This is a genomic window from Thiomicrorhabdus sp. (assembly GCF_963662555.1).
Classification (GTDB): Bacteria; Pseudomonadota; Gammaproteobacteria; order Thiomicrospirales; family Thiomicrospiraceae; genus Thiomicrorhabdus.
Genome location: NZ_OY759719.1, coordinates 98211 through 121826, shown reverse-complemented (window position 1 = coordinate 121826; position 23616 = coordinate 98211). Strand labels below are relative to the sequence as shown.

General features: G+C 38.3%; 19 protein-coding genes. 9 read left to right on the top strand and 10 right to left on the bottom strand.

Translation table 11 applies throughout. From position 1 onward, the window contains the following. Positions 1–34 precede the first annotated feature (34 nt). Positions 35–1801 (top strand): arginine--tRNA ligase, encoded by a 1767-nt coding sequence (argS, locus tag ACORJQ_RS00470; protein ID WP_321325028.1) that lies wholly within the window; start codon positions 35–37, stop codon positions 1799–1801. Then, on the top strand, positions 1802–2491 hold the full coding sequence (locus ACORJQ_RS00465) for an SPOR domain-containing protein (protein WP_321325027.1): 690 nt from the start codon (positions 1802–1804) through the stop codon (positions 2489–2491). Between the two features lie 113 nt (positions 2492–2604). Here ACORJQ_RS00465 and ACORJQ_RS00460 read toward each other — a convergent pair whose 3' ends face one another. Beyond that, entirely contained in the window at positions 2605–3669 is a 1065-nt protein-coding gene (locus ACORJQ_RS00460; protein WP_321325026.1) for a GGDEF domain-containing protein, read from the bottom strand. Between the two features lie 185 nt (positions 3670–3854). Between ACORJQ_RS00460 and ACORJQ_RS00455 the strand changes: the two genes are divergently transcribed. Genes ACORJQ_RS00455 through ACORJQ_RS00445 form a run of 3 tightly spaced genes read left to right on the top strand, consistent with a single transcriptional unit; the run spans position 3855 to position 6344 of the window. After that, positions 3855–4106 (top strand): accessory factor UbiK family protein, encoded by a 252-nt coding sequence (locus tag ACORJQ_RS00455; protein WP_321325025.1) that lies wholly within the window; start codon positions 3855–3857, stop codon positions 4104–4106. Between the two features lie 10 nt (positions 4107–4116). After that, positions 4117–5658 (top strand): YifB family Mg chelatase-like AAA ATPase, encoded by a 1542-nt coding sequence (locus ACORJQ_RS00450; RefSeq protein ID WP_321325024.1) that lies wholly within the window; start codon positions 4117–4119, stop codon positions 5656–5658. After that, entirely contained in the window at positions 5658–6344 is a 687-nt protein-coding gene (locus ACORJQ_RS00445) for a sulfite exporter TauE/SafE family protein (RefSeq protein WP_321325023.1), read from the top strand. Before ACORJQ_RS00450 ends, ACORJQ_RS00445 begins: the two co-directional genes overlap by 1 nt. 275 nt (positions 6345–6619) lie before the next feature. Here the strand turns inward: ACORJQ_RS00445 and ACORJQ_RS00440 are convergent, their stop codons facing one another. The 9 genes from ACORJQ_RS00440 to rep form a co-directional block, all read right to left on the bottom strand. Further along, positions 6620–7960, bottom strand: coding sequence for a TolC family outer membrane protein (locus ACORJQ_RS00440; protein ID WP_321325022.1), 1341 nt, complete (start codon positions 7958–7960; stop codon positions 6620–6622). Between the two features lie 72 nt (positions 7961–8032). Beyond that, the gene (locus tag ACORJQ_RS00435) at positions 8033–8626 is read right to left on the bottom strand and encodes a response regulator transcription factor (protein ID WP_321325021.1); all 594 of its coding nucleotides are present in this window, start codon (positions 8624–8626) and stop codon (positions 8033–8035) included. A gap of 94 nt (positions 8627–8720) precedes the next feature. Continuing rightward, positions 8721–10100, bottom strand: coding sequence for an HlyD family type I secretion periplasmic adaptor subunit (locus ACORJQ_RS00430; RefSeq protein WP_321325020.1), 1380 nt, complete (start codon positions 10098–10100; stop codon positions 8721–8723). A 3-nt stretch (positions 10101–10103) separates the two neighbouring features. Next, on the bottom strand, positions 10104–12296 hold the full coding sequence (locus ACORJQ_RS00425; RefSeq protein ID WP_321325018.1) for a type I secretion system permease/ATPase: 2193 nt from the start codon (positions 12294–12296) through the stop codon (positions 10104–10106). A 270-nt stretch (positions 12297–12566) separates the two neighbouring features. Continuing rightward, entirely contained in the window at positions 12567–14522 is a 1956-nt protein-coding gene (locus tag ACORJQ_RS00420; RefSeq protein WP_321325016.1) for a bifunctional diguanylate cyclase/phosphodiesterase, read from the bottom strand. A gap of 69 nt (positions 14523–14591) precedes the next feature. Beyond that, complete coding sequence (locus tag ACORJQ_RS00415) at positions 14592–15254, bottom strand: transglutaminase-like cysteine peptidase (RefSeq protein WP_321325015.1); 663 nt, start codon at positions 15252–15254, stop codon at positions 14592–14594. Between the two features lie 110 nt (positions 15255–15364). Next, entirely contained in the window at positions 15365–16303 is a 939-nt protein-coding gene (locus ACORJQ_RS00410) for an OmpA family protein (protein ID WP_321325013.1), read from the bottom strand. A gap of 131 nt (positions 16304–16434) precedes the next feature. Beyond that, on the bottom strand, positions 16435–17625 hold the full coding sequence (locus tag ACORJQ_RS00405; protein ID WP_321325012.1) for an iron-containing alcohol dehydrogenase: 1191 nt from the start codon (positions 17623–17625) through the stop codon (positions 16435–16437). Positions 17626–17687: 62 nt separating this feature from the next. Further along, complete coding sequence (rep, locus tag ACORJQ_RS00400) at positions 17688–19721, bottom strand: DNA helicase Rep (protein ID WP_321325010.1); 2034 nt, start codon at positions 19719–19721, stop codon at positions 17688–17690. Between the two features lie 92 nt (positions 19722–19813). On the opposite strand from rep, the gene ACORJQ_RS00395 reads away from it, so the two are divergent. The 4 genes from ACORJQ_RS00395 to truD all read left to right on the top strand — a co-directional run bounded on the left by ACORJQ_RS00395 (position 19814) and on the right by truD (position 23487). Next, entirely contained in the window at positions 19814–20398 is a 585-nt protein-coding gene (locus ACORJQ_RS00395) for a class I SAM-dependent methyltransferase (protein WP_321325008.1), read from the top strand. A 216-nt stretch (positions 20399–20614) separates the two neighbouring features. After that, positions 20615–21586, top strand: a complete 972-nt coding sequence (locus ACORJQ_RS00390; RefSeq protein ID WP_321325006.1) for a Tim44 domain-containing protein — start codon at positions 20615–20617, stop codon at positions 21584–21586. A 166-nt stretch (positions 21587–21752) separates the two neighbouring features. Beyond that, positions 21753–22175 carry a hypothetical protein gene (locus ACORJQ_RS00385; RefSeq protein WP_321325004.1) on the top strand — a complete coding sequence of 141 codons (423 nt, stop codon included), beginning with the start codon at positions 21753–21755 and terminating at the stop codon, positions 22173–22175. A 100-nt stretch (positions 22176–22275) separates the two neighbouring features. Then, positions 22276–23487 (top strand): tRNA pseudouridine(13) synthase TruD, encoded by a 1212-nt coding sequence (gene truD, locus ACORJQ_RS00380; RefSeq protein ID WP_321325003.1) that lies wholly within the window; start codon positions 22276–22278, stop codon positions 23485–23487. Positions 23488–23616 lie beyond the last annotated feature (129 nt).

Sequence of the window (23616 nt, the reverse complement as noted above, 5' to 3'; positions counted from 1 at the left end):
TTAAGCATAGAGTTCAACTAAAAGAGACGTTCGCATGAAGCAGCAAATTGCGCAAATTTTGATTGATGTGGTTCAACAGTTAAAACAACAAGGCATTATTCCAGAAGATGTTTCGCCACGCATTAATGTCGAAAATACGCGTGATAAATCTCATGGAGATTTTGCGACTAATTTAGCGATGATGCTAACCAAACAAGCTGGTATGCCGCCAAGAGAGCTAGCACAGAAAATCGTTGATTTAGTTGCTGCGGACTCAAGTGTTGTAAAAAAAGTAGAAATCGCAGGGCCTGGTTTTATTAACTTTTTTGTGGATGATTCAGCCAAGTTTGCAGTAGTAAAAACAGTATTAGATCAAAAATCAGAGTTTGGTAAATGCAATGTAGGGCAAGGTCGTTCAGTTTTAGTTGAGTTTGTCTCTGCTAACCCAACAGGGCCTTTGCACGTAGGTCATGGCCGTGGTGCTGCCTATGGTGCGAGCGTCGCTAATTTGCTTGAAGTAGCTGGCTTTGAAGTAGCCAAAGAATATTATGTAAATGATGCTGGTCGCCAGATGGATATTTTAGCGACTTCAGTTTGGTTGCGTTATTTAGAACAGTGCGGTGAAGCTTTTGCCTTTCCAAGCAACGGTTATAAAGGGGATTACATTTACGCTATTTGCGCTACTCTTCAGGCTGAATTTGCTTCTACCTTACAAAAGCCAGCTTCAGAAATTTTTGCTGGGATTACCCCTGACGAAGGTCAAGAAAATGGCGATAAAGAAAAGCATATTGACGATTTAATTGTCAAAGCTAAAAACCTGTTGGGTGCTAAACATTATGAAGCGGTTTTTAAAACGGCCATTGATGCCATTTTGGGTGATATTAAAGAAGACTTAGTTGGCTTTAACGTTAATTTTGACGAGTGGTTTTCTGAACGTTCATTAATGGATTCTGGCGTGATTGATGCGGCTATTGAAAAGCTCCAAGCGTCAGGAAAAATCTATGAAAAAGGCGGAGCTCTGTGGTTTAAATCAACGGATTATGGTGATGAAAAAGACCGTGTAGTTGTGCGTGATAATGGTATTAAAACTTATTTTGCCTCAGATATTGCCTACCACTTTAATAAGTTAGAGCGTGGCTTTGATATTTTGATTGATATTTGGGGATCAGATCACCATGGTTATGTACCGCGTGTAAAAGCGGCAATGCAAGCAATGGGTACAGATTCTGAAGCTTTAAAAGTATTATTGGTACAGTTCGCTGTACTGTATCGTGGTGGCGAAAAACTCTCTATGTCAACTCGTAGTGGACAGTTTGTAACTCTAAGAGAGCTGCGTGAAGAAGTAGGAAGTGATGCGGCACGTTTCTTTTATGTGCAACGTAAATCTGAACAGCACATGGATTTTGATTTGGATTTGGCTAAGTCTAAATCGAATGAGAACCCTGTCTATTACATACAGTATGCTCATGCACGTATCTGTCGAGTCATGGAACAAGCTATTCAACAAGGTTATACGTTTGACGCTCAAGTAGGCCTGGATAATATAGAACGTTTAGATAACGAGCATGAGGTAAAATTAGCTACTGAGTTAGCTAAGTACCCTGAGATAGTCGCTCGTGCTGCTGGTGTCTATGAACCGCATCAAATTGCTTATTATTTAAAAGATTTGGCTCATGGTTTGCACTCTTATTACAATGCAAGCCAGTTTATTGTAGAAGATGATATAACTCGTCAAGCTCGTTTAACACTAATTTCTGCCGTTCAGCAGGTGTTGCAAAATGGCTTAGCCATTATTGGTGTCTCCGCTCCAGAGAAAATGTAAATGGCTAGAGATTTTCGTCACGGACATGGACAACATCGCAAACAAACGTTTCAGCGAAAGTCTCAAGCTACACCCAAATCCGTTCAATCAGGTAAATCTTCTGTTGCTAAGATATGGGCAGGTGGTTTTCTGGTTTCGATTGTCCTATTGATTGGCTTTTTTGTCACTCAACACTTTGCCTCTCAGGGTGTAAAGTCGAATCAAGTTACTGAAAAGTCAATATTTTCAACGGCGACAGAGATAAAGGAAAAAGCTGTGGAGTCGGTTCAGGGTGTTTCTGCCAAACTTCAGCCTAAGCCTGTGGTGGTTGAAGCGGTTAAAATTACTCCAGATAAACCTGAACAAGCATCAACTCAAGAAGAGCCAAAATACAGCTTTTATGATGGTTTAGGGCAAATGGAAGTGGTAGTGGATGCGGAGCCTATCCCTGTTGCTTTGGAGCAGCCGTATTATATTCAGGCAGGAACGTTTGGTTCGGAAGAGATTGCCAAAAAAGAGCAAAAGCGTTTAGCTCGTCTTGGTCAAAAAGTTGAAATTTCAAATTTAAAAACAAAAGTTAGAACTTATTATCGCCTAAGGGTAGGGCCATTTACTGATCGTTTAGTTATGAATAAGCGAAGAAATGAATTGCGTCAGTTGGGTGTGGATACCTTGTTAATCAAGGCTCCTAAAGTTGAAAACAAACCGTAAATTTACAGACAAAAGCAATGCGAGAAAAGGTATTAGTTAACGTTAGTTGGCTCGTTAATTGACGATTAACTCACATTAAAACTCCCTAGGAAAAAGCCCTAGTTAATTTGCAATTATTTACCGTCATTTTCCTCGGTATCTTTTAGTTCTGTCTCTAAAATAATACAGTTTCTACCAGATGCTTTTGCTTGATAGAGTGCCTTATCTGCTCTAGCAACAAACTCTTCTTCCGTTTCTGAGCCACCTTTAAAACTAGCAATACCGAATGATGCTGTTATGGTTGAGATAGGCTTATCTTCGTTTTTGCGTTTTAAATGAGCTGATTCAATTGCTTTACGAATGCTCTCTGCTCTGACTTGAGCCTCTTCTAATGATGAATTGGCGAGCAATATGGCAAATTCTTCTCCACCGTAACGACAAATGGTTTCATTGTCGGCTTTATCTTTTTTCATAATGCTTGCGTAGTATCTCAATACGCTATCGCCAACTAAGTGACCATAAATATCATTGAATTTTTTGAAATGGTCAATGTCACTAAGGATAAGACACAGGTTTTCTGGTGAATCCTTGGCATCTAGAATGAGTTCTCTGATGGAGTTATTAAAGGCTTTACGGTTACCAATTTCAGTGAGTTCATCTTGCATGGCCTCTGCACGAGCTTCTATAAGCTGTTGTCTTAACTTTTTCACCTCATCGGAGCTTTGACTCATCTCTTCTTGAAAAGCGATACTGCTTTGGTGCATATCCGTTGCCGCATTTAGTACGGTGTTAGTAATCGCTTTAACTTGATCAGCATTTAAGTTGGGATCGGAAAGTTTATTAGTACAGACATCGAGTTCTTGAGTGTGAGTTTCTAACTTTTGGCTCCAAATATTCATTTTTTTGACCATAAGGTCAATTAAGCGTCTAAAGGCACGATCAAAATCAGAACCTTTATCATCGTTTTCGCTTAGAAATTCATCATATAAACGTCGGCCAACACGGTCGTTATAGCCAAACGGGTCATGTAATATGGCATCCATTTCTTGACGAAACTTAGGGTTGTCGCCTTTGTAATATTCATACCAAACATAATAATTTAACGGAGTTGGATTAATACTTTGCTCTTCAAAAACATCAATTAAATTATCAAAAATTCTTTTAGCTTTATCAGGGGTGTCTTTTATATCTAATAACACGAGTTAATATTCCTTCTCAGTATGCGTAACTATGCTTTGATTTTATCATGAAAGTTGTGCGATAAAAGTGCTTTGCATCATATCAAAGTCACGTTGTTTTGAGAAATAATCTGCGTATTGTTATAGCGAAAATTCACATAAACCGTTATAGTTTGGGATTCGTACAACCAATCAAGGAAAGTTTTATGTTAAACCCATCTCAGTTAGAATCGGTTGCCAAAAAAATTGCGGATGTCATTCCTGAAGGATTTGGTGAAATGCCTCAAGGTATGCAGTCACAATTGAAATCTATACTTTCTAATGCTTTTGATAAGATGGATTTAGTTACCCGTGAAGAGTTTGATATTCAAGCCGGGGTATTAGCTAAAACTAGGGCTAAATTAGAGCAGCTAGAAAAACAAGTATCTGAGCTAGAACAGCACCTAAACTCAAAATAGGTTCTGCTGCATGTTAGTTGCCAGTCTTTATACGCGAGCAGTTTTGGGGATGGATTCTCCCCAAGTCGTTGTGGAGGTGCACGCGAGTAATGGTTTGCCTTCTTTTTCTATTGTAGGGCTGCCAGAGGCATCTGTTAAAGAGAGTAAAGATAGGGTAAGGAGCGCCATAATTAGCTCAGGTTTTAAATTGCCTCCTAAGCGTATTACGGTGAACCTTGCTCCTGCGGATCTGCCAAAATCGGGCGGCCGTTATGATTTGCCTATTGCTATTGGCATACTACTAGCCACTGAGCAACTTAATATTAATAATATTGCCGACTTTGAGTTGTTTGGTGAGTTAGCTTTAACAGGCGAACTTCGCAGTATAAACGGGGCTATTTCAAGTCTATTAGCATCCTATTCATCTAATAAAAAAATCCTCCTACCTCTCTCTAATATCAATGAAGCAAGGCTTTTAGTACAAACCTATCCCGAGCTTAAAAGTAATCTGTTTTTGGTTAATGACCTTAGAGAGGCTTGCCAAGTTTTAATGGGGCAGGTTGCCGCAAAAAATATTGATACTGAGTTGATTCTTAAACCTGGCAACGATAATCATTATGCTCAAGACTTGTCTGAGGTGAGAGGGCAGTTGCAGGCAAAAAGGGCATTAGAAATTGCCGCAAGTGGCCATCACTCAATGATGATGGTGGGACCACCTGGCTCGGGTAAAAGTATGTTAGCATCACGTTTGATAACGATACTGCCTGATTTAACTTCTGATGAAGCTATTGAGGTTGCTAATATTCGCTCAATTTCAGGGCAACAAATAGAACAAGATTCTTTTTATTCACGTCCTTTTATTCACCCGCATCATACGGCTTCAGCGGCTGCAATGGTGGGAGGTGGTTCAACGCCTAAACCAGGAGCTTTGTCTTTGGCACATAACGGTGTTTTGTTTTTAGACGAGTTACCAGAGTTTAACCGTGCCGTACTTGAGGCTTTAAGAGAACCTTTGGAGACTAAATCGGTAAATATTTCTAGAGTAAATCAGCATGTTAGTTATCCTGCCAACAGTTTGCTTATTACCGCCATGAACCCTTCTCCTAGTGGTTTTTTTGCCGACGACCCTTTGGGACGTTGCAAAGACACTCCTGATCAAATTATACGATATCAAAAAAAGATTTCTGGACCTTTAATGGATCGTATTGATGTGCATATTGAAGTGCCGGCTGTAGACATTGTGGATTTGCAAAATCATTCACAAACTCAAGAAGAAACGAGTGCAGTTGTAAAACAACGAGTGACTGATGTAAGAGCGTTCCAGCTTGAAAGACAGGGTTGTTTTAATTCTGAGTTAAGTTCAAACGAATTAAATGAATTAGCCAAGCTGGATACCGTTGAACAAGCTTTTATGGAAAAGGCCGTTACAGGCTTAGGATTGTCTGCTAGAGGCTACCATCGAGTGTTGCGTTTGTCTCGCACTATTGCAGATATGCAGGCGGATAATCAAATTAAGATTGAACACCTGGCAGAAGCATTAAGTTATCGAACAACCTCTAAGGTATTTATGTAATGGATTCTATTTATATTACTGCCTTAGTGGTTGGCCTGTTAGGTGGTGTGCACTGTTTAGGCATGTGTGCAGGTGTTGTTGGAGGCTTAACGTTTAGTTTAGAAAGTCGTATACAAACCAGTTGGCTGAAAATGATGCCATACCAATTTTTATACAATATAGGTCGTATCACTAGTTATGTGATTATAGGCGGTGTATTTGGTGCCCTTGGCGCAGGTATTGGATCTCTAGCTACGTTTCTACCCGCCCAACAATTTTTGCAGGTTATAGCTGGGTTATTTATGATTGCTTTAGGATTGTATCTAGGCGGTTGGTGGTTTGGTGTAGCCAAAATAGAAAAGCTTGGCCAAGCCCTATGGATTAAGTTGGCACCTTATGCAAAAAATATGACGCCAGTTAAACATTATTACCAGGCCTGGTTATATGGTCTTATTTGGGGCTGGTTACCATGCGGATTAGTTTACAGTATGTTGATTATGGCGATGTCAGCTGGAAGTGCCTTAAACGGCGCGGCAGTAATGTTCGCTTTTGGTTTAGGTACGTTGCCTAATTTGATGTTAATGGGAGTATTCGCATTTTACTTTACGCGTTTAGCAAGAATGGTTTGGGTAAAGCGCATCGCTGGACTTAGCGTGATGTTGATGGGAGCTTGGCAACTTTATTTAGCTTATAGTGTATCGGTTTGATGACGATTAATTTTGTTGAGATTTGATATTTATAAAAAGTAGTAAGTATAAAATAGAGCTTCTTTATAAAATTACCAGGCCTGGTAACTCTTTTAAATTATTAAGTTTGAAAGTATTCGTTGTTAGATAGCTCTATTAAAGAATTGCTTTATTTTGATGGGGTTTAGGATATCAATCTCAGTAAAACCATATGTTGATAAACAGATGTTCATCAATTTAAGGCTGCCTTAATTTATTTGGTTTTACTGACAGTGTGTTGAAGTTATTGGTCGAATTTATTCGTTTGAATAATCTTTGTCAACTTCAGCATAGTTTACATTAACTTTTAATGTATCAATGAGTTTACCCATACCATCCAAGATGCGGAACTCAGCAATAGCATAGTCACTTTCGCTCGTTACAAGTGTACGTAAAGCGCTGTTGTATTCATCTTCAGTATTGAGCAAGTCAAGCAAAGAACGTCTTCCTAAACTAAACTGTTTGCGGTAGCCTTCAAGAGTTTCATAGGTAAGTTTTATATGTTTTTTAATGTAGACTAATTGTTGGCCCACATATTTTTTTGCATCCCATGCATAGCGAAGGTTTTCAATAGTTTGGCGACGAGTATTGTTGCGTATCTCAGCGGCTTGTTGCACGCCTGCAGCGGTTCTTTTTCGGTTGGCTACGTCTTTACCACCATTATAAAGGTTGTAGCGTAAACGTAGCATCGCTTGTAAGTCTTCGTTTTTCCCTTTAATACCGTCAATGTCTTCATCGTAAGTTTTTAATAATTCAATATTCAGTGTAGGAAAGTACGGGCTTTTAGCACTTCTATGTTGGGCTTGAGCTTGCGCAATATCAGCATTAGCAGAACGTAAAGTTGGGTGGTTTAACAGTGCAATATCAATCGCATCTGATAAGGTGTCGGGAAGTTTGAAATTTAAATCAGGTTTAATTAGATCATTGTCCGGTAAACGACCAAGCACACGTTGAAATCGACTTAATGCATCATTGTAGTTATTGTGAGCAGCTAATTGGTTAGACGTGGCAAGAGCTAATCGTGCTTTTGCTTGATCAACTTCTACTTGGTTTCCAATTCCAGCTTCACTACGTTGGGTAATCTGATCAAGAATACGTTCGTGGGTTTTTCTGTTTTCAGATTCTAAACGAAGTAATTCTTGTTCTTTCAGTAAATTAACATAAGCCTGTGCCATATCAAGGGCAATTTTGCTGGCTTTTGCTTCTGCTGTGTAACCCGCAGCATCCATTTTGGCTTGTTGGCGTTCAATTTCGTTTTCTGTCTTAAAGCCTTCAAAAAGATTTTCTTTAATACTAATTGAGGATTCTTTTCTGGTCATACTTGTTGATGATCCACGGCTATCAATATCTGTTTCTTCATGGCCAATTCCTGCGGCCACATCAACAGTTGGTAACCAGCTTCCTTCTGCACCTTCTAACTCTGCAGCGGCACCTTGATGAATTTTAATTTGCTGTCTAAATTCTGGGTTATGAATAATGGCATCTTCAATTGTAGGAACCAGTTCCATCGCATAACTTGGCATGACAAAGCAAGTCTGCAAAATTGTTGCAGAAATAACAGAGGTCAGTAATTTGGTCTTTAAAGAAGTGTTTTTCATTATAATCCCGGGGATAAAAATCATTGTATTAAACAGTAAGGCGTATTAGTTTATTCTAATATGTTGAAATTATTACCAATTTTTTATTTTTAATACTAGTGCAAGTCTATCTGTAACGTCAAGTTTTTCAAACACATTGTGAAGATGTGATTTTACAGTTCTTTCAGTTATGCCTAGTTTATGGGCAATCTCTTTATTGGTATTGCTTTGCAAAACCAACTCTACGGTTTCTTGTTCTCTGTCCGTTAATAAATCTTTCCAGGCTTCTTGAGATTGCTCATGGCCTGAAATTGAGCTTATCATTGCAGCCATAACGTTTTGCCCTAACCAAATACTGCCGGCTTTTATTGTGGCTAAAACTTGTTCAATTCTTTCTACGGTTGCAAAGGTATTTACGTAACCTTTTACGCCGTTCTGAAAAAGTTGTAATCCTTCTGCATTATTAGGTTCATTGGCAAAACAAATAACGTCAAAATCTTTTGCTAATTTAATCACTTCATCAATCGGTGAATTATCAGAAATCTGAATTAAGAGTATGTGTGACTCTGTTTCAAACCGTTGAGATAAATCCACTAAATCATATAAGATTTTTGACTCTGTTCCGCATGCTTTCAACCAGTTTTTGAGTGCACTTGGATCCTGTACAAATATTAAAGGGCATTTCATTCGGTTTATTTAAAACTCTTTATTTTTGATTATAAAAATAACACCCCTTAATTCCGTGTATTCTAATGTAAATTACGTAGGGATGCAAAGGTTTTTAGGATTCTCTCAGAGCGGTATCTTTAGCTTTGATTATCGGTTTTAAGATGTAATCTAAAACAGTATGTTTACCAACAATAATATCAACACTTGCCGTCATACCAGGGAGTAAATAAAGTGGCTTGTCAGGCGTACCTAAATGATTTTTATCAGTTTTGATTCGGGCAATATAAAAACTATTTCCCTCTTCATCTGTAATGGTATCGGCTGAAATTCGTTCAACTGTACCTTCAAGCCCACCATAAATAGCAAAATCGTATGCCGTGAATTTCACTTTTGCTTTTAGCCCTTTGTAAACAAAACCAATATCAGAGGGTAAAATTTTAGTTTCTAACACGAGAGAATCATCTTCAGGAACAATTTCTACAATATCACTTCCTGGTTGTACAACACCACCAATCGTGTTTACAAACATTTGCTTAACCGTGCCATTTACTGGTGATTTAATGTCAGTACGGTCAACTCTGTCTTGTAGGGCCGCTTTTGATTTTATGAGCTGTTCTTTTTCAGCCAGTACCTTATTCATCTCTTCATGAGCATCGTTGGCAAAGGTTTCTTTGGCATCTTCTCGTTTTGAGCGTGCTTCAGAAATGGCTGATTTTAACCTTGGAATTGAGAATTCAACCCCCTTAAGTTTTGATAAAGCATCGTTCTCTTCACGCTGTAGTTTCAGAAGATCAACCTCTGATGCAATACCTTGTTTTACGAGCGGTTTCATAAAACTCACTTCTTTTTTTAGCAAGTCTAAAGAGCGAGTAAGTTGTTTTTGCTGGCTATAGGCATCTTTTAGATCGAGTTTTTTTTGTTCTATTTGCTCAACTAGAATTTGGTCACCTGTTATAAGCTGTTTTTGCCTAGCTTGGTAGAGGTAATATTCTCGGTCGTAAAGTTTTTGAATATCTGGATTGGTAGAAGGTATTTTATTAACTACGAAAGGTTTATCAAATGCCTCGGCGGCTAAACGTTGAGATTTAGCGGTTAATTCAGCCTCTTTAAGCTCACTTTCACCATAGGAACTGGCAAATTGGGTGTTATCTAATTTTAGAAGAATTTGACCTTTTTTGACTTTGTCGCCAGGGTGAATATAGAGATCTTCAACAATCCCACCCTCTAAGTTTTGAATAATTTGAATTTGAGAAGAAGGTACAACTTTACCTTCACCTCTAACAATTTTATCTAGTTCGGCATAGTTGGCCCAAACAATTAACCAGATAATAACCAGTAAAATGACCCAAACAACCATTTGAGATCTAACGGTTGGTTTTTCTAATGCAGCCTGGCTTAAGCTCGACATATAGGCAATGTCTTGCTCGGCAATTTGCTCTTTACGAGATTTTTGCTTAACTTCAGGCACTATGGGTAGATTTTCTTCTGTCATTGTCTATGTAACCTTATTAATTTTGCCTGTTTTTAAGGCTTCTAACACGGTTTGTTTAGGTCCATTCGCAATCAATCTACCGTTTTCAATTACCATCAATCTTTCGGTTAATTGCAGTAAGCTCATTTTGTGAGTCACTACCAAGGTTGTACTCGTAAGTGTACCTTGCTGTAAGCGATTAATCATTAATTGCTCGGTCTTTGCATCCATGGCATTGGTCGGTTCGTCAAACAGATAGATAGGTGAATCTATTAATAAAGCTCTTGCAACACCAATGCTTTGGCGTTGACCACCAGATAGAGAGCTACCACCTTCATTGACTTTTAGGCTGTAACCCGATGGGTGGCGTTTAATAAAGTCATCAACACCAGCAAGTTTCGCTGCCCTCAAAATGGTTGAGTCATCTACATATGGTGCACGGTAAGAGATATTGTCTCTTACATCGCCACTAAAAAGAGTAATGTCTTGTGGAACATAGTTTATATTTCGACGAACTTCTGCCGGGTCAAGCTGAGTGATATCAATGCCATCAATAAGAATAGAACCTTCATTTACATGATAAAACCCTAAAATAAGCTTTTCGATGGTTGATTTACCTGAACCAATACGGCCAATAATGCCAACTTTTTCACCTGGCTCAATTACAAAGCTAACGCGGTCTAACGCCGGCTTAGTCTCTCCTGGGTAGGTAAAGGAAACATTATTAAATTCAATGCGGCCTTCAAAAACAGGGTGTTGGATAAAGCGTTTATTTAGAGGGCGTTCTACCTCTTTTGCCATGAGTTCGTTTAAAGAATTAAGAGAAGTTTTTGTTTGTTGATAACTGGTGATTAAGTTTGCAAACTGCCCCATTGGTCCGATAGCACGCTGACTTAACATGACGGTAGCAATCAAGCCCCCCATGGTTAAATTACCTTCTTGAATAATATAAACACCAGTAAGTACGATAATGACTGTGCTCATTTGCTGCATAAAGCCAGTTACACGTCCTAATGAACTTTGCAGCATTTTGGATTTTAAGCTGGCTTTAGCAATCTCGCCAATCGCTTGCTCCCAACGCCATTGAGCTCTTGCTTCGACGCCTAGGGACTTTATGGTTTCCATTGCGGTTAAGGTTTCGATTAACACTGCATTTTTTTGGCTACTAGCTTCATAGGTTGCTTCAATTGCTCTTTTTATTGGACCTTTCATTAAAAAGCTATAAAGCAAAATAAGCAAAATAATACTGATGGGAACCAAAACAATAGCACCAGCTATGTAAAAAATAACCAGTAAAAAGATAATAAGAAAGGGTAGGTCTACAATGGTAGCAATAGTGCCTGATGTAAAGAAACTACGAATACTGTCAAATTCTTTGAGTTGATTGGCAAGAATACCAATTGAACCGCCGCGGTTTTCCATTGTTAAACCGAGCGTTTGTTCAAACAGCTTACCAGACATAATGACATCGCTTTTTTTGCCTGATATTTCTAAAAAATAAGAGCGTAAGTATTTAAGAATAATATCAAACATATACACAACACTAACACCAATGGCTAAAACCCATAGAGATTCAACCGCATTATTAGGCACAATTCTGTCATACACATTCATAACAAATAGCGGGTTAGCTAAAACAAATATATTGATGACGATTGAAGCAATCAACACATCGCGGTAGATTGATTTAGAAGCCCATAATGTACCCCAGAACCAATGTCCCTCCTGAAAGCCCATTAAGTTTTCAGTTTTTTGTTCGTGAAACGAGGTGTTGGTTAGGTAAACTGCAAAGCCAAGATAATCTTCCTCTAGAGCTTCAATGGTTACTTCTTTTGAACCTTCTGGAGCATCTGGAATAATAATGGTTGCAATGTTTTTATCAGTGTTGATGTTTTCTAAAATGCAGGCCTGGTGATTTTTTAAAGTTAATATGCATGGCAAAACTAGGTTAGAAATTTCTTCTAACTTACGTTCTTTAAAGGTCGCTTCTAAATTAGCCCTTTCTGCAGCACGTTTAAAGATTTCGGGTGAAATGTTTAGCGGATCTAAAGGTAAGCCCGATATAAGTGAATCTTTAGAATAGGGATGGCGGTTTAGCTTGGTATAAATGACTAAGCAATCAAGAAGGGGACTTTTAAGCTCAGAATCAACAGAGTGTAGATTGATATTGGCATCTTCCTGTATGGATGATTTTGACTTTTCTACTTGATCTGTCATTGCCAGCGAGTTCCTACTTCTATTTATAAAATAATTGATCTGATCTTTCAGTCTTTTAAGTTTGTCTGCTTAAATAACCCTGTAATAACTAGGTTAAACCTTACGCAATTTGCATCATAGCATAGTGATAAGTCTATGTTGTATTGTTTTATATCATTATATTTGAAAATTTTATATCAATCATTGCAAGGTAAATTATCTGTAATATTTTGCCTTTTAATTACGTTTCTCCAAGCGATCTAACCTATCTATCAAAACCTTTAAAATATACTAAAAAGAGGTTTTTTCTGTAAGCAAACTTGGAGCACCAAAATAATAGCCTTGGGAGTATTTTACGCCTAGCTCAGTAAAAGCTTTAAGCTGTTCTTCATTTTCAACCGCCATGGCAATGACATCAATATCTAAGCTGTTTGCCAATTCACATAGGCTAGATACATAATTTCGGGTTTGTTCATCTGATTCAATTGCTTTACTGAATGCTGAATCCAATTTTACGTAGTCTGGGCGTAAATCTTTAAGGTAACGCATGTTACCCAAACGAGTACCAAAATGGTCGATCCCTATATTAACCCCAAAGTTTTTAAGTTCGGTAATTAGCGGCCAAGCAAGCCCTTTTTGTTCATTGATAAGACGCTCTGGCAATTCAAAGGCCATTCTGTGAGCAAGTTTTGCGTGATTTGCTAAAGCTTGTAGTAAGTTTTTATGGAATAGGTCATTTTCTAAGACGGCTTTAGAAAGATTGATTGCCAAAATGTGAGTATCCAAGTGAGTTTGTAAGTATTGAATGACATAGTTTAGAACCAATTGGTCGATTTCAGCTGTTTTATTGAGCTGTTCAACCGCAGGCATAAAGTAACCTGCTGAACGGATGCTGCCATCAGTATCTTTAAGGCGAATAAAGAGCTCTTGATCATGCACTCTGTGATTGATGTCGTAAGCACTTTGTTGGAAAAGAAGAAAACGTTTTTCATTCATGGCTTGGTTAAGAGTCTCTTCCCATGAATGTTCGTTATTCTCTTCGCTTTGTTTGGTGTTGTAATAGAAAACACTGTTTTTGCCGTTTTTCTCTGCTTGTTCAATGGCAAAATCAAGGTGACTAAGTACAGGGCCTCGGCTTTCGCCTGGCTGGTAATCGGTATAAGCAACAGAGATTGAGGCTGCTGCTTCTGTAGCTTGAAGTTTGTCTAATATCTCAGGAAGAGAAGAGGCTATATTATTACAAGGTTGAGTAATTTGTTGGGATACCAGGCCTGGTAAAACCGCTACTAACTCAGTTCCATTTAAACGTGCAAAAAAGCTTCTCTCACAAGCTAGGTTAGTTCGCATGGTGTCTGCTAATGATTTCATTAATTTATCACCCACTAAATACCCAAATCGGTCATTGAGTTCTTTTAAATCATGAACACGAATTAAACAGATAATCCCTTCAGGGAGTTCTTCGTTTGGATCAAGCAAGGTATCAACAATCATTTCAAAATGGCGGCGATTACTTAGTTCGGTAACGCTGTCTTGGTAAGCCATTTTTTGTAGTTTTTCTGCGGTATTAGCATCACGTTCAAATACAGTTTGCAGTTTTTTCACCATCGCATTCATGGCAGAAACCACATTTCTAAACTCAATGGTTGATGGTAGGTGCTCTTGAATTAAATACTCTTTTTTAACAATCGCTTCGGCTTGTATTTCCATGTCTCTTAACGGTTTTAGCATCACTTTAAGAGTGTAAATAACGATTAAAATGGCTATTAAAGCCGCAATGCCAAACCAGATAGAAAGGTTAACGACGGATTTCCAAAGTTCTGTATAAGCGTAACCAGCATGACTTTGAACGCTTAAAGTTCCTATTGGAATCCATCCTGATTGAACCATGGCTTGAGCTTCAGGAGCTTTAAGTTGAATGGCATTAATAAACCAATCTGGAACAGCTTCCATACTTTTTGTGTTTTCACGACTATATAGAGGGTGGTTATCCATGTCCGTAAGAGTGATGTGAGAGTAATATCCGCGGTCAAAAACTGCATTAATCATGGTTTCCATGCTTGATAGGTCTTCTGGGTTTTCTATGCTACTTAGCGATAAACCTAAAGACGTGGCAGTATCTTGAGCATGTGATTGCAACTGATCTTGTAAGAAATTTTTGGTGTTATTTAAATTTAAGGTAAAGGTACCCAGTAATAAAATTATCAGCATAGTTGCGATAAAGAGAATCATCTGTTTGTTTAAACTCATACCTAAGTCCTTTTGTTAACACCTGTGTGTTACGCTGTATTTTAGCTTAATTTGTGTGTTTTACGCTTATCATTGTTGATTTAAGCGTTGTAGTAAATTGTTCCAGTTTTTAAGTTTGGATGTGCCGCCTGAGACCGACTTTCCTTTACCTCGTTCACGAGCTAGCCAAAGGCCATCACCATTAAAACTATATATTGGTACTAAATCTTTTCGTCTGCTGGCTTTTAGAATTCGTTTGTTTAAGTTGTCTAAAACCAGGGGAATGGATTTTGGTGTTTCAAAATAAGTGAGTACCATATGGGCTTGATTTAAACGTATGGCCTTAACGTAAGTAATATAAAGTTTACTTTCGGGAACGCCTAAGGCTTTAAGGGTAAAGTATTTAGCAATAGAGTAGTCTTCGCAATCACCAGCATCGGTAGCCAGCATTTCTAATGGAGTAGCCCAATAATCTTTTTGATGCCAATGAGTTAAGTCATCTATATATCGTACACGGTTAAAAAAGTCATTAACGATTTCGAGTTTGTCTTTTTCAGATTCATTTTGATTTTCATCAACTAGCTCTTGCCATTCTTGTAGTCTATCTGCAGCTCGAGAGCCATATTTGGCTTTAGTTTTTTGAATTTCTTGTTGGGTAACAACTCGTGGTGGTTCTCCAGCCGTAACCCATACAGCAATGATAGTGCTTAAAAACACGCTTAGGGCTAGGTTTTTTTTGAAAGAGAATCTCATGAAACTAAGTGTAGCCACAGAAAAAAATAAAGGCAACCAATAATGGTTGCCTTTATCTTTGGTTTTACTCGTTGTAAATGCACTGAGTAAGATGTTTTTTAAGCAACAAGTTACTTAACAAGCATTGCCTTAGGAATAGTCTCTTTTGCATCCGCTGGTAATTCATCTATATTGATGACTTTGAGTTCAATACGGCGGTTTTCTTGACGTCCTTCAGCTGTTTTATTGCTCGCAATAGGTTGCATTTCACCTTTACCATTAATATAAATGCGGTTAGATTTATAGTTTAATTCTTTCTCAAGGAATGTTTTAGTGCTGTTGGCACGTCTCCAAGATAAACGCTCATTTACATCAGCTTTGGCTTGCCAGTCAGTATGACCTGTAATTAAAACGACTTGATTATCTTTTAAGTCACTTAATACGCCAGCATCATGTTTTAACTTTGCAACCTGGTCGGCACGAATTTTGTCATCAAAAGAATCAAATACAATGTTTGCTAAGGCATATACTTTTGGCTCACAACCGTGGGCATTTACTTTTACACCTTCTGGAGTGCCTGGGCATAAATCATCGGCATCATTTACACCATCTTTATCGGTGTCGAGCAATTTTTTACAGCCAACTTCATCAACAATTGTGCCTTCTGGAGTACCAGGGCATTGGTCTTTACTATCATAAACACCATCTTTATCTTCATCGCCTTCACAGCCATAACGATTAACCTTAACACCAGGTGCTGTATCTGGGCAGTAATCTAAACGATTAAATACACCATCTTGATCTGAGTCTAATTCACAACCTTTAGCATCAACATCAACATGTAAAATAGTATTTGGACAATGATCAAGTTTGTCAGGTACACCGTCTTGGTCTAAGTCTTTATAGCTGCTTTCAACTAGATCAGCATCAATCTTTGGAATGCTTTCCAAAGCTTCTGTTTTTTGTCCAGCAGGATTATAGTCAAGTGGAACTGGTTTCGTTTCATTGGCTTGAACGTGCGTAAAAGCCGTAATTAAAATGAACGCTAAAAGATGGCTTATTTTTTTCATAGAAAATTGCCCAATATTGAATGAGTAAAGTATTAAGGATTAGTTTATAAGCAATGATACACTTTTTTTTAATGCGGTTAAAAGGAAAAGCTATGAAAAATTACCTATAAGCGTTTTCTAAAGTGTTTGTTTTAAAGAGAAATTTCAATAGCTTTTATCAGTTGTTTGTCAGAAAGCTTAACTGAGTTGCCAAGCATACTACCACTGCGGCAATTCTTGATGACTACTGAGGTGTTTTCAGTTGTAAGGCCAAATTCTGCTAAACCTTGCGGAGTATAGAGCAAAGCATACTGTTCTAAGGTATTTACCAGGCCTGGTAAAAGTTTTTTTTCAGTTAAGTCGGGGTTAAATAATTGACTTACCTGTTGGTATTTTTTTAATGTTTGCTTGGCGTGTTCTGAGTTCTCTTTTGCAAGAGATTCAATGTTTTGCTGAGTTATGGGGGCAAGTAACCTTGCACAGACTATGCCGTGAGGTGCTTCAAAAAAAGCACCAATTGGCCCAGCCAAGCCATGTACCGCACCTAACCCAGCGTTGGCTAAAGTAGTGCCCGAAAGTGACGCTGCTAGCATTAAATTGCTGTAACCATTTTGTTGGCGTATTTTATCTGTACTATTAATATCTTCAAAAGCCCCTTTAAATAAGGTCATGCCTTGCCAGGCTAGAGCGTCTGTCATTGGGTTAGGTTTTAGGGTGGTGTAAGATTCTAAGAGCTGAGTAAAAGCGTCCATGCCAGTTGAATAGAGAACATCTTGTGGACAAGAGACTAATAATTCAGGGTCTAACCAGGCTTCTTTAGCGAGGAGTTTATTGTCTCTAAAGGATTTTTTAAATTCACCAATGCGTGATAACACCGCATTTTTGGTGGTTTCACTGCCCGTACCAGCGGTCGTTGGAATGGCAATAAATGGGCAGGTTTCCACGTGGAACGGCTTGCCAGCCCCTACACCTTCTAAATAATCCATTACAGAAGTTTGGCTGGGGATTAAGCCAGCAATCGCTTTAGCGGCATCTAACACACTGCCACCGCCTAAGCCTATAACGACATTGCTATCAGAATCACATTGTTGAACAATTTCATCCACAATGTCAGGTGAAGGCTCACTGGAGATAATGAAGTGTTTTACCAGGCCTGTTGATTTTAAAACCTGAAACAGCTGATCTCCAAACTCATCTGGATGAGCAATGGTTTTACCGCTGATTAATACAACTTTTGCATAGGATTGTTGTTGTAAAGTATCAATCAGTTTATGACGGATTCCCCAACCGAAATGAATATGTGGCATGGGGGCAAATTCAAAGTTTGAAATTGGGTTTGTCATAAGGGCTCCTGATCACTGAGATAGAAAGTGGATAGAAAGTAGATAACAAGTAAATAGCAAGTCTAATTTTTCTTAAACATCGATTTTAAATTGGCAATATGGGCGTTACCCGTTTCCATTTGCTCTTCTTTAGAAACCACTACGCCAGGTTTACCTTCCCATTGCAATGCTTCTGGTGGTAGCTCTTCTAAAAAACGGCTGGGTTCACAGGCCATATCTTCACCATATTTTCGGCGTTTGGTGGCGTAAGTCATGGTTAAAGAGCGTTGGGCACGAGTGATTCCAACATAGGCTAATCGACGTTCTTCTTCCAGGCCTGGTGATTCAAGGTTTTGTTTATGCGGTAACAACTCTTCTTCCATGCCGATTAAAAATACATGGGGAAACTCTAATCCTTTAGAGGCATGCAATGTCATTAAACTGACCATATCATGCTCTTTTTCAGACTCATTGCGTTCCATCATATCCATTAATGCCATATGAGTCACAATAGTTTCTAAACGTTTCTCTTCACCATCTTCTTCTAGTGCTTTATTTACGATGCGTTCAATCCATAGGATTAAATCTCTAACATTATTAATACGGCGTTCTGCAGTTTTGGGATTGCTGGCGTTTTCGTGAATCCAGTTGTCATACTCTATTTTTTCAATAAGCTGTTTCACAAAAGAGGGTACTTCTTCACCAGAGGCGGAATCGGCTTCTTGAATCCACCCTAAAAGTTGTTCGCCAAAATATTGCACACGTTTTAAGGCTTTGTCAGACAAAATGGTGGTTAAACCAAATTCTTGGGTGGCGTCAAACAGACTAATGCCTCGGTTTGTTGCGTAGGTGGCCAGTTTTTCTAGGGTGCTGGCACCTATTTCACGTCTTGGTGTGTTTACAATCCTCAAGAAGGCCGCATCATCATCAGGGTTAACGATAATGCGTAAATAACTCATCACATCTTTCACTTCAGCATGGTCAAAAAACGATTTACCACCTGAGATAACATACGGAATATTCTGTTCACGCAATGCACGTTCCATCAAACGAGCTTGATGATTTCCTCGGTACAAGATCGCATAGTCGCGGTTTTTGGTTTTGTGCTTGAATTTATGCACAATGATTTCAGAAACCACACGTTCAACTTCTTGGTTTTCATTGGCACAAGATATTACGCGTAAAGGATCGCCAGCCCCCATCTCACTCCACAATGATTTTTCAAATACGTGCGGGTTGTTTGAGATAAGTTGGTTGGCCGATTTTAGAATTCGGTTGGTTGAACGATAGTTCTGCTCAAGCTTAATTAGTTCAAGTGAAGGAAAGTCTTCTTTAAGCATCGCCAAGTTTTCTGGTTGAGCACCTCGCCAGGCATAAATCGATTGGTCGTCATCGCCCACCACGGTAAAACGAGCTTGAATGCCCACTAATTGTTTTACCAACGCATACTGCGAGGCATTGGTGTCTTGATACTCATCCACCAATAAATAACGTACACGGTTTTGCCATTTTTCTAAAATATCTGGGTTGTCATTGAATAGACTAACCGGTAGGCCAATCAGGTCATCAAAATCCACCGCATTATAGGCTTTTAACTGTTTTTGGTAGGCCTGGTATAAAATGGCACGGGCTTGTTGTTGAGCATCTTCGGCCTTCTCTAGAGCTTGTTCTGGCGATATGTGAGCATTTTTCCAGTTAGAAATATCCCACTGAACCCCTTCTAATACTTCTGGATCTAAAGTTTGTTTAAGCATTAACTCTTTTAAGATTTGTCCGCTATCTGCGGCATCCATAATTGAAAAGTTAGACTTATAACCGAGTGCTTTATATTCGCGGCGAATAATATTTAAACCTAAGTTGTGAAAGGTAGAGACATTTAAGCCTGTAGTATTCTCATTTTTGAGAAGCTTGGTGACACGCTCTTTCATCTCTTTTGCGGATTTATTGGTAAAAGTTACCGCATAAATATTATGAGATTTAACATCGCATTTGCGAATTAAGTAGGCAATTTTCTCTGTAATTACGCGTGTTTTACCCGATCCAGCACCCGCCAAAACAAGGGTAGGTGTTTCTATATGCTTTACGGCTTGGCGTTGTCTTTCATTTAAACTATGCATGGGGTAATTGGCTACTTACGGTTTTTAAATTACAGAATGTAGAAAAGGTACAATATGATAATTCAAAATGCAGACAATTATTGGAAAATACCGTGGCAACCATTCAAGAATTAAAACAAGATTTACACATTCAAGCGAATTTAGCTGGCAAAGATTTAAAATTTGCCACTACCTGGGGAATTTTTAGCCCAAGAGAGATTGATTCAGGTACTGATCTGTTTCTGAAATACCTAGAAATTAAAGAAGACGAAATTGCTTTAGATATTGGCTGCGGTTACGGCCCAATTGGTTTAGCTATTGCCGCCAATGCACCAAAAGGTGAAGTGCATATGGTGGATAAAGATTTTGTTGCGGTCGATTATGCAAATAAAAATGCCAAGTTAAATAACTTACCCAATGCCAAAGCGTATTTGTCGAATGGACTGAGTGCTGTGCCTAAAGATATTCAGTTCACCACTGTGGTGTCAAACGTGCCGGCTAAAGTCGGTAAAGAGATGTTAAGTATTATGTTGCATGATGTACATAATCAGTTAGCACCAGGTGGACAGTTTGTGGTGGTCACCATTAATGGCTTAAGACAGTACATGAAACGCAACTTTATCGAGGTGTTTGGTAACTACGATAAAGTTAAGCAAGGTAAAGATTACACAATTTCTCGTTGCATTAAAGAAGCTTAATTCAAACAACGGTTACTAATGGTTTAATTAGCTCTGTGGACAATGATATCTATGGGCACAGGGCATACCAGGCCTGGTAAAAAGTAAATTAGCTTTTATGAATTGGTGTTTTAGATTTAAACCATTACAATGCATGCATATCCAATTACATATAGAAGTCTTGGCTTGAGTCAAAGGCCTCTAAATAAAATAAAAATAAACCCTAGGAGTTTATGAGTGAAATCCTTAATCAAATTTAAGTCTGTTTCGGTAATTATGTTGAGTTTGTTTTTTACCCTTATGTCGGTAACGCATGTTGCAGAAGCAAAACGTTTTGGAATGGGTAAAAGTTTTGGTTACAACAAACAAGTTGCCCCAAAACAATATACGCCATCCAAAACAACAGCCGCTAAGCCAGCCGCTACAACACGTCCTGCATCTGGTGCTTCAAAATGGCTTGGACCTTTAGCAGGCTTGGCAGCAGGCGGTTTAATTGCAGCAATGTTATTTGGTGACGGGTTTGATGGGTTACAGTTTTTTGATATTTTAATGTTTGCTTTGATTGCCTTTGTTTTATTTAAATTATTTGCACGTAAGGCTCAAAGTCGTACAGAAGAACAGTACCAACCTGTTTATGCAGAACAAGATAAAACACGCCAAGATGCTTTTTCTAATCAGCAAAATGCTTTTCTTAAAGCTAATGGTCAAAAAAATGAAACTTCTGCAATGAATGGTTCATCATCTAACAGCGGCTCTATTATTGGAGCAGATTTAGACGATGGTATGGGGCAAGGTGTTAGTGACAACGCTCAGTTTTTAAACGAAATTCCTGCTTGGTTTGATGAGCAAGGTTTTGTTGAAGGAGCTAAGTCTCATTTTGTTACCTTGCAAAAAGCTTGGGATAATGTTGATTTAAGTGAGATTGAATCTTACTGTACTCCAGAACTTTTTAGCGCATTACAACAAGAGCTAAGAGGTGTGCAGGCCGGTGATAACCAAACTGTTGTAGATACCTTAGATGCAGAAATTGCAGCAATGGCGGTTGATGGTGAATTCTTTATTGTGAGTGTCCGTTTTACTGGCTTTATTCAAGAAGATGCAGTTAAAGGTGCCCATGCATTTAATGAAATTTGGCATATTCGTCGCTTAGCTCGTGATGAAGGTAATTGGTTAGTTGCTGGTATTCAGCAAGCCAACAGTATTCAATAAAAGCGACAATAAAATTTAACATAACCAATGAGTTGTAGGTTTGGTTTTGTTAATTATTTTATGTGTGCGTTTTATTAATGGTCATACTTTTGTAGGTAGTTTGTTAAAAATTTAGTTAAAACAGAGGTGTTGTATGCGTTATTTCTGGTCTAAATGGTTTACATTAATGGCAGTTTTGTTCAGCTTATTAGCCCTTCAAGGCTGTAGTAAAGCACCCGTGCAAATTACATCGGCCAAGATTGTGGATAGCTTGGATAAAGGATCAGGAAACTTTGATCGTGTATTACAAATCTGCTTCGATAAACCTCTAAGTTCAAACTACTATCACAAGATTTCGATTATTACTAAAGAAGAAGTTAAAATCAGCGGCGACGGGACTTTACGCCCGTTAGCATCGGATCCAAATAATAAGTGCCATTTGCGTAATGTGTATTTATACATCAATAAAGATTCACCTATAGATGCCAGGCAGCTTATTAAAGATTATGTGGTACCAGGTAATATTCGCCAGATATTAGTGCAAATCTATGATGAAAAACCAGAAGGCAACGAACCTCCTATTGCTGAAAAACTATTTACTGATTTGTAAAACGCATAAAGCGAGACTTTGGCAAATCAAATATTTTACAGGCCTGGTATTTCCAGGCTTTTTTGTACCAAAAATAAAGAATTAATAAAGAGAATTGCTCATGCAATCAACCGATCATTTAAGACTTACCCCGCAAGAAAATGCTCAAGCTTCAAGTAATAAGGCCAATTTTAATTTATTTGCTTACGCTTATTCTCAACCTCAATTAACCGGACAGCTTAAAACCTTTGCTGAAGATTTTAAGGTTGAAGAAATCAACCAAACTGAGTTAAGTGGAGAGGGTGAACATCTTTGGTGTTGGGTTGAAAAGCGTGGTCAAAATACCGATTGGGTAGCTGGGATGTTAGCTAAATGGGCAGGTACAGCTAAACATAATGTTGGGTTTGCAGGCCAAAAAGACAGGCAAGCAGTCACCAAACAGTGGTTTAGTATTCAATTGCCAGGTAAAGCAGATCCTAATCCAGCGGATTTAGATATTGAAGGCGTTCATATTTTAAACATGCAACGCCATAATAAAAAAATACAACGTGGTGAGTTATTAGGCAATCGGTTTGAATTACTCTTGAGAAACATCAAATCTACGGATCAAAGTCTATCTATTGAAGAGATTAAAAAAGAATTAGATTCTCGTTTACAAACGATTCAAACTCACGGTGTGCCCAACTATTTTGGTGAACAACGTTTTGGCCGAGATGGTAATAATTTAGTTCAGGGTGAAAAACTCTTGTTAAGTGATTCGTATGCAAACGATAGAAGGCGTAAACGTGGAGCTAAAAGAGATCGCGGCAACCAAAACCAACAAAGTTTGTATATATCTGCATTGCGTTCTTGGATGTTTAATGAATTACTGAGCCAGCGAATTAAGCAGAAAAATTGGGATAACGTGATTCCAGGAGACCTTTTACAAACGGCAAATCAAGATGATTTCATTCTTGCTGATGACACACAAAACCTCGCTGATTTACAAAAAAAACTAGAGAGTACAGAACTATTCATCACTGGTGGGTTGTTTGGTGATGGTCATTTGCCCACAGCTTTAGAAGCCAAAACACTAGAGCAAGCTATTATTGGAAAATACCAGGCATGGTGTGATGCGTTAAGTCAAAATAGAGTAAAACAAGACAGGCGAGCTTTAAAACTTATGCCACACAATTTAGTCTGGGGTTTTGAACAAGAAAGTTTAGGTAATGATTTGCATGAAGATACTATTCAAAACCAGCAAAATCAACAGAGCTTAAATCTAAAACTCAGTTTTGCTTTACCTGCTGGGAGTTTTGCCACCATGGTTCTGCGTGAAATTTTAAAGGTATAGTTGCACTATTTAATGCTCTATTAAATACCGTGTTAAATGTATTTTTTATGGTGCATATAAAATATTATGGTTTCAAGTTAATACTTAACCTTGCTTGAAATATTACCAAGGTTACAATGGTTAAAGGGC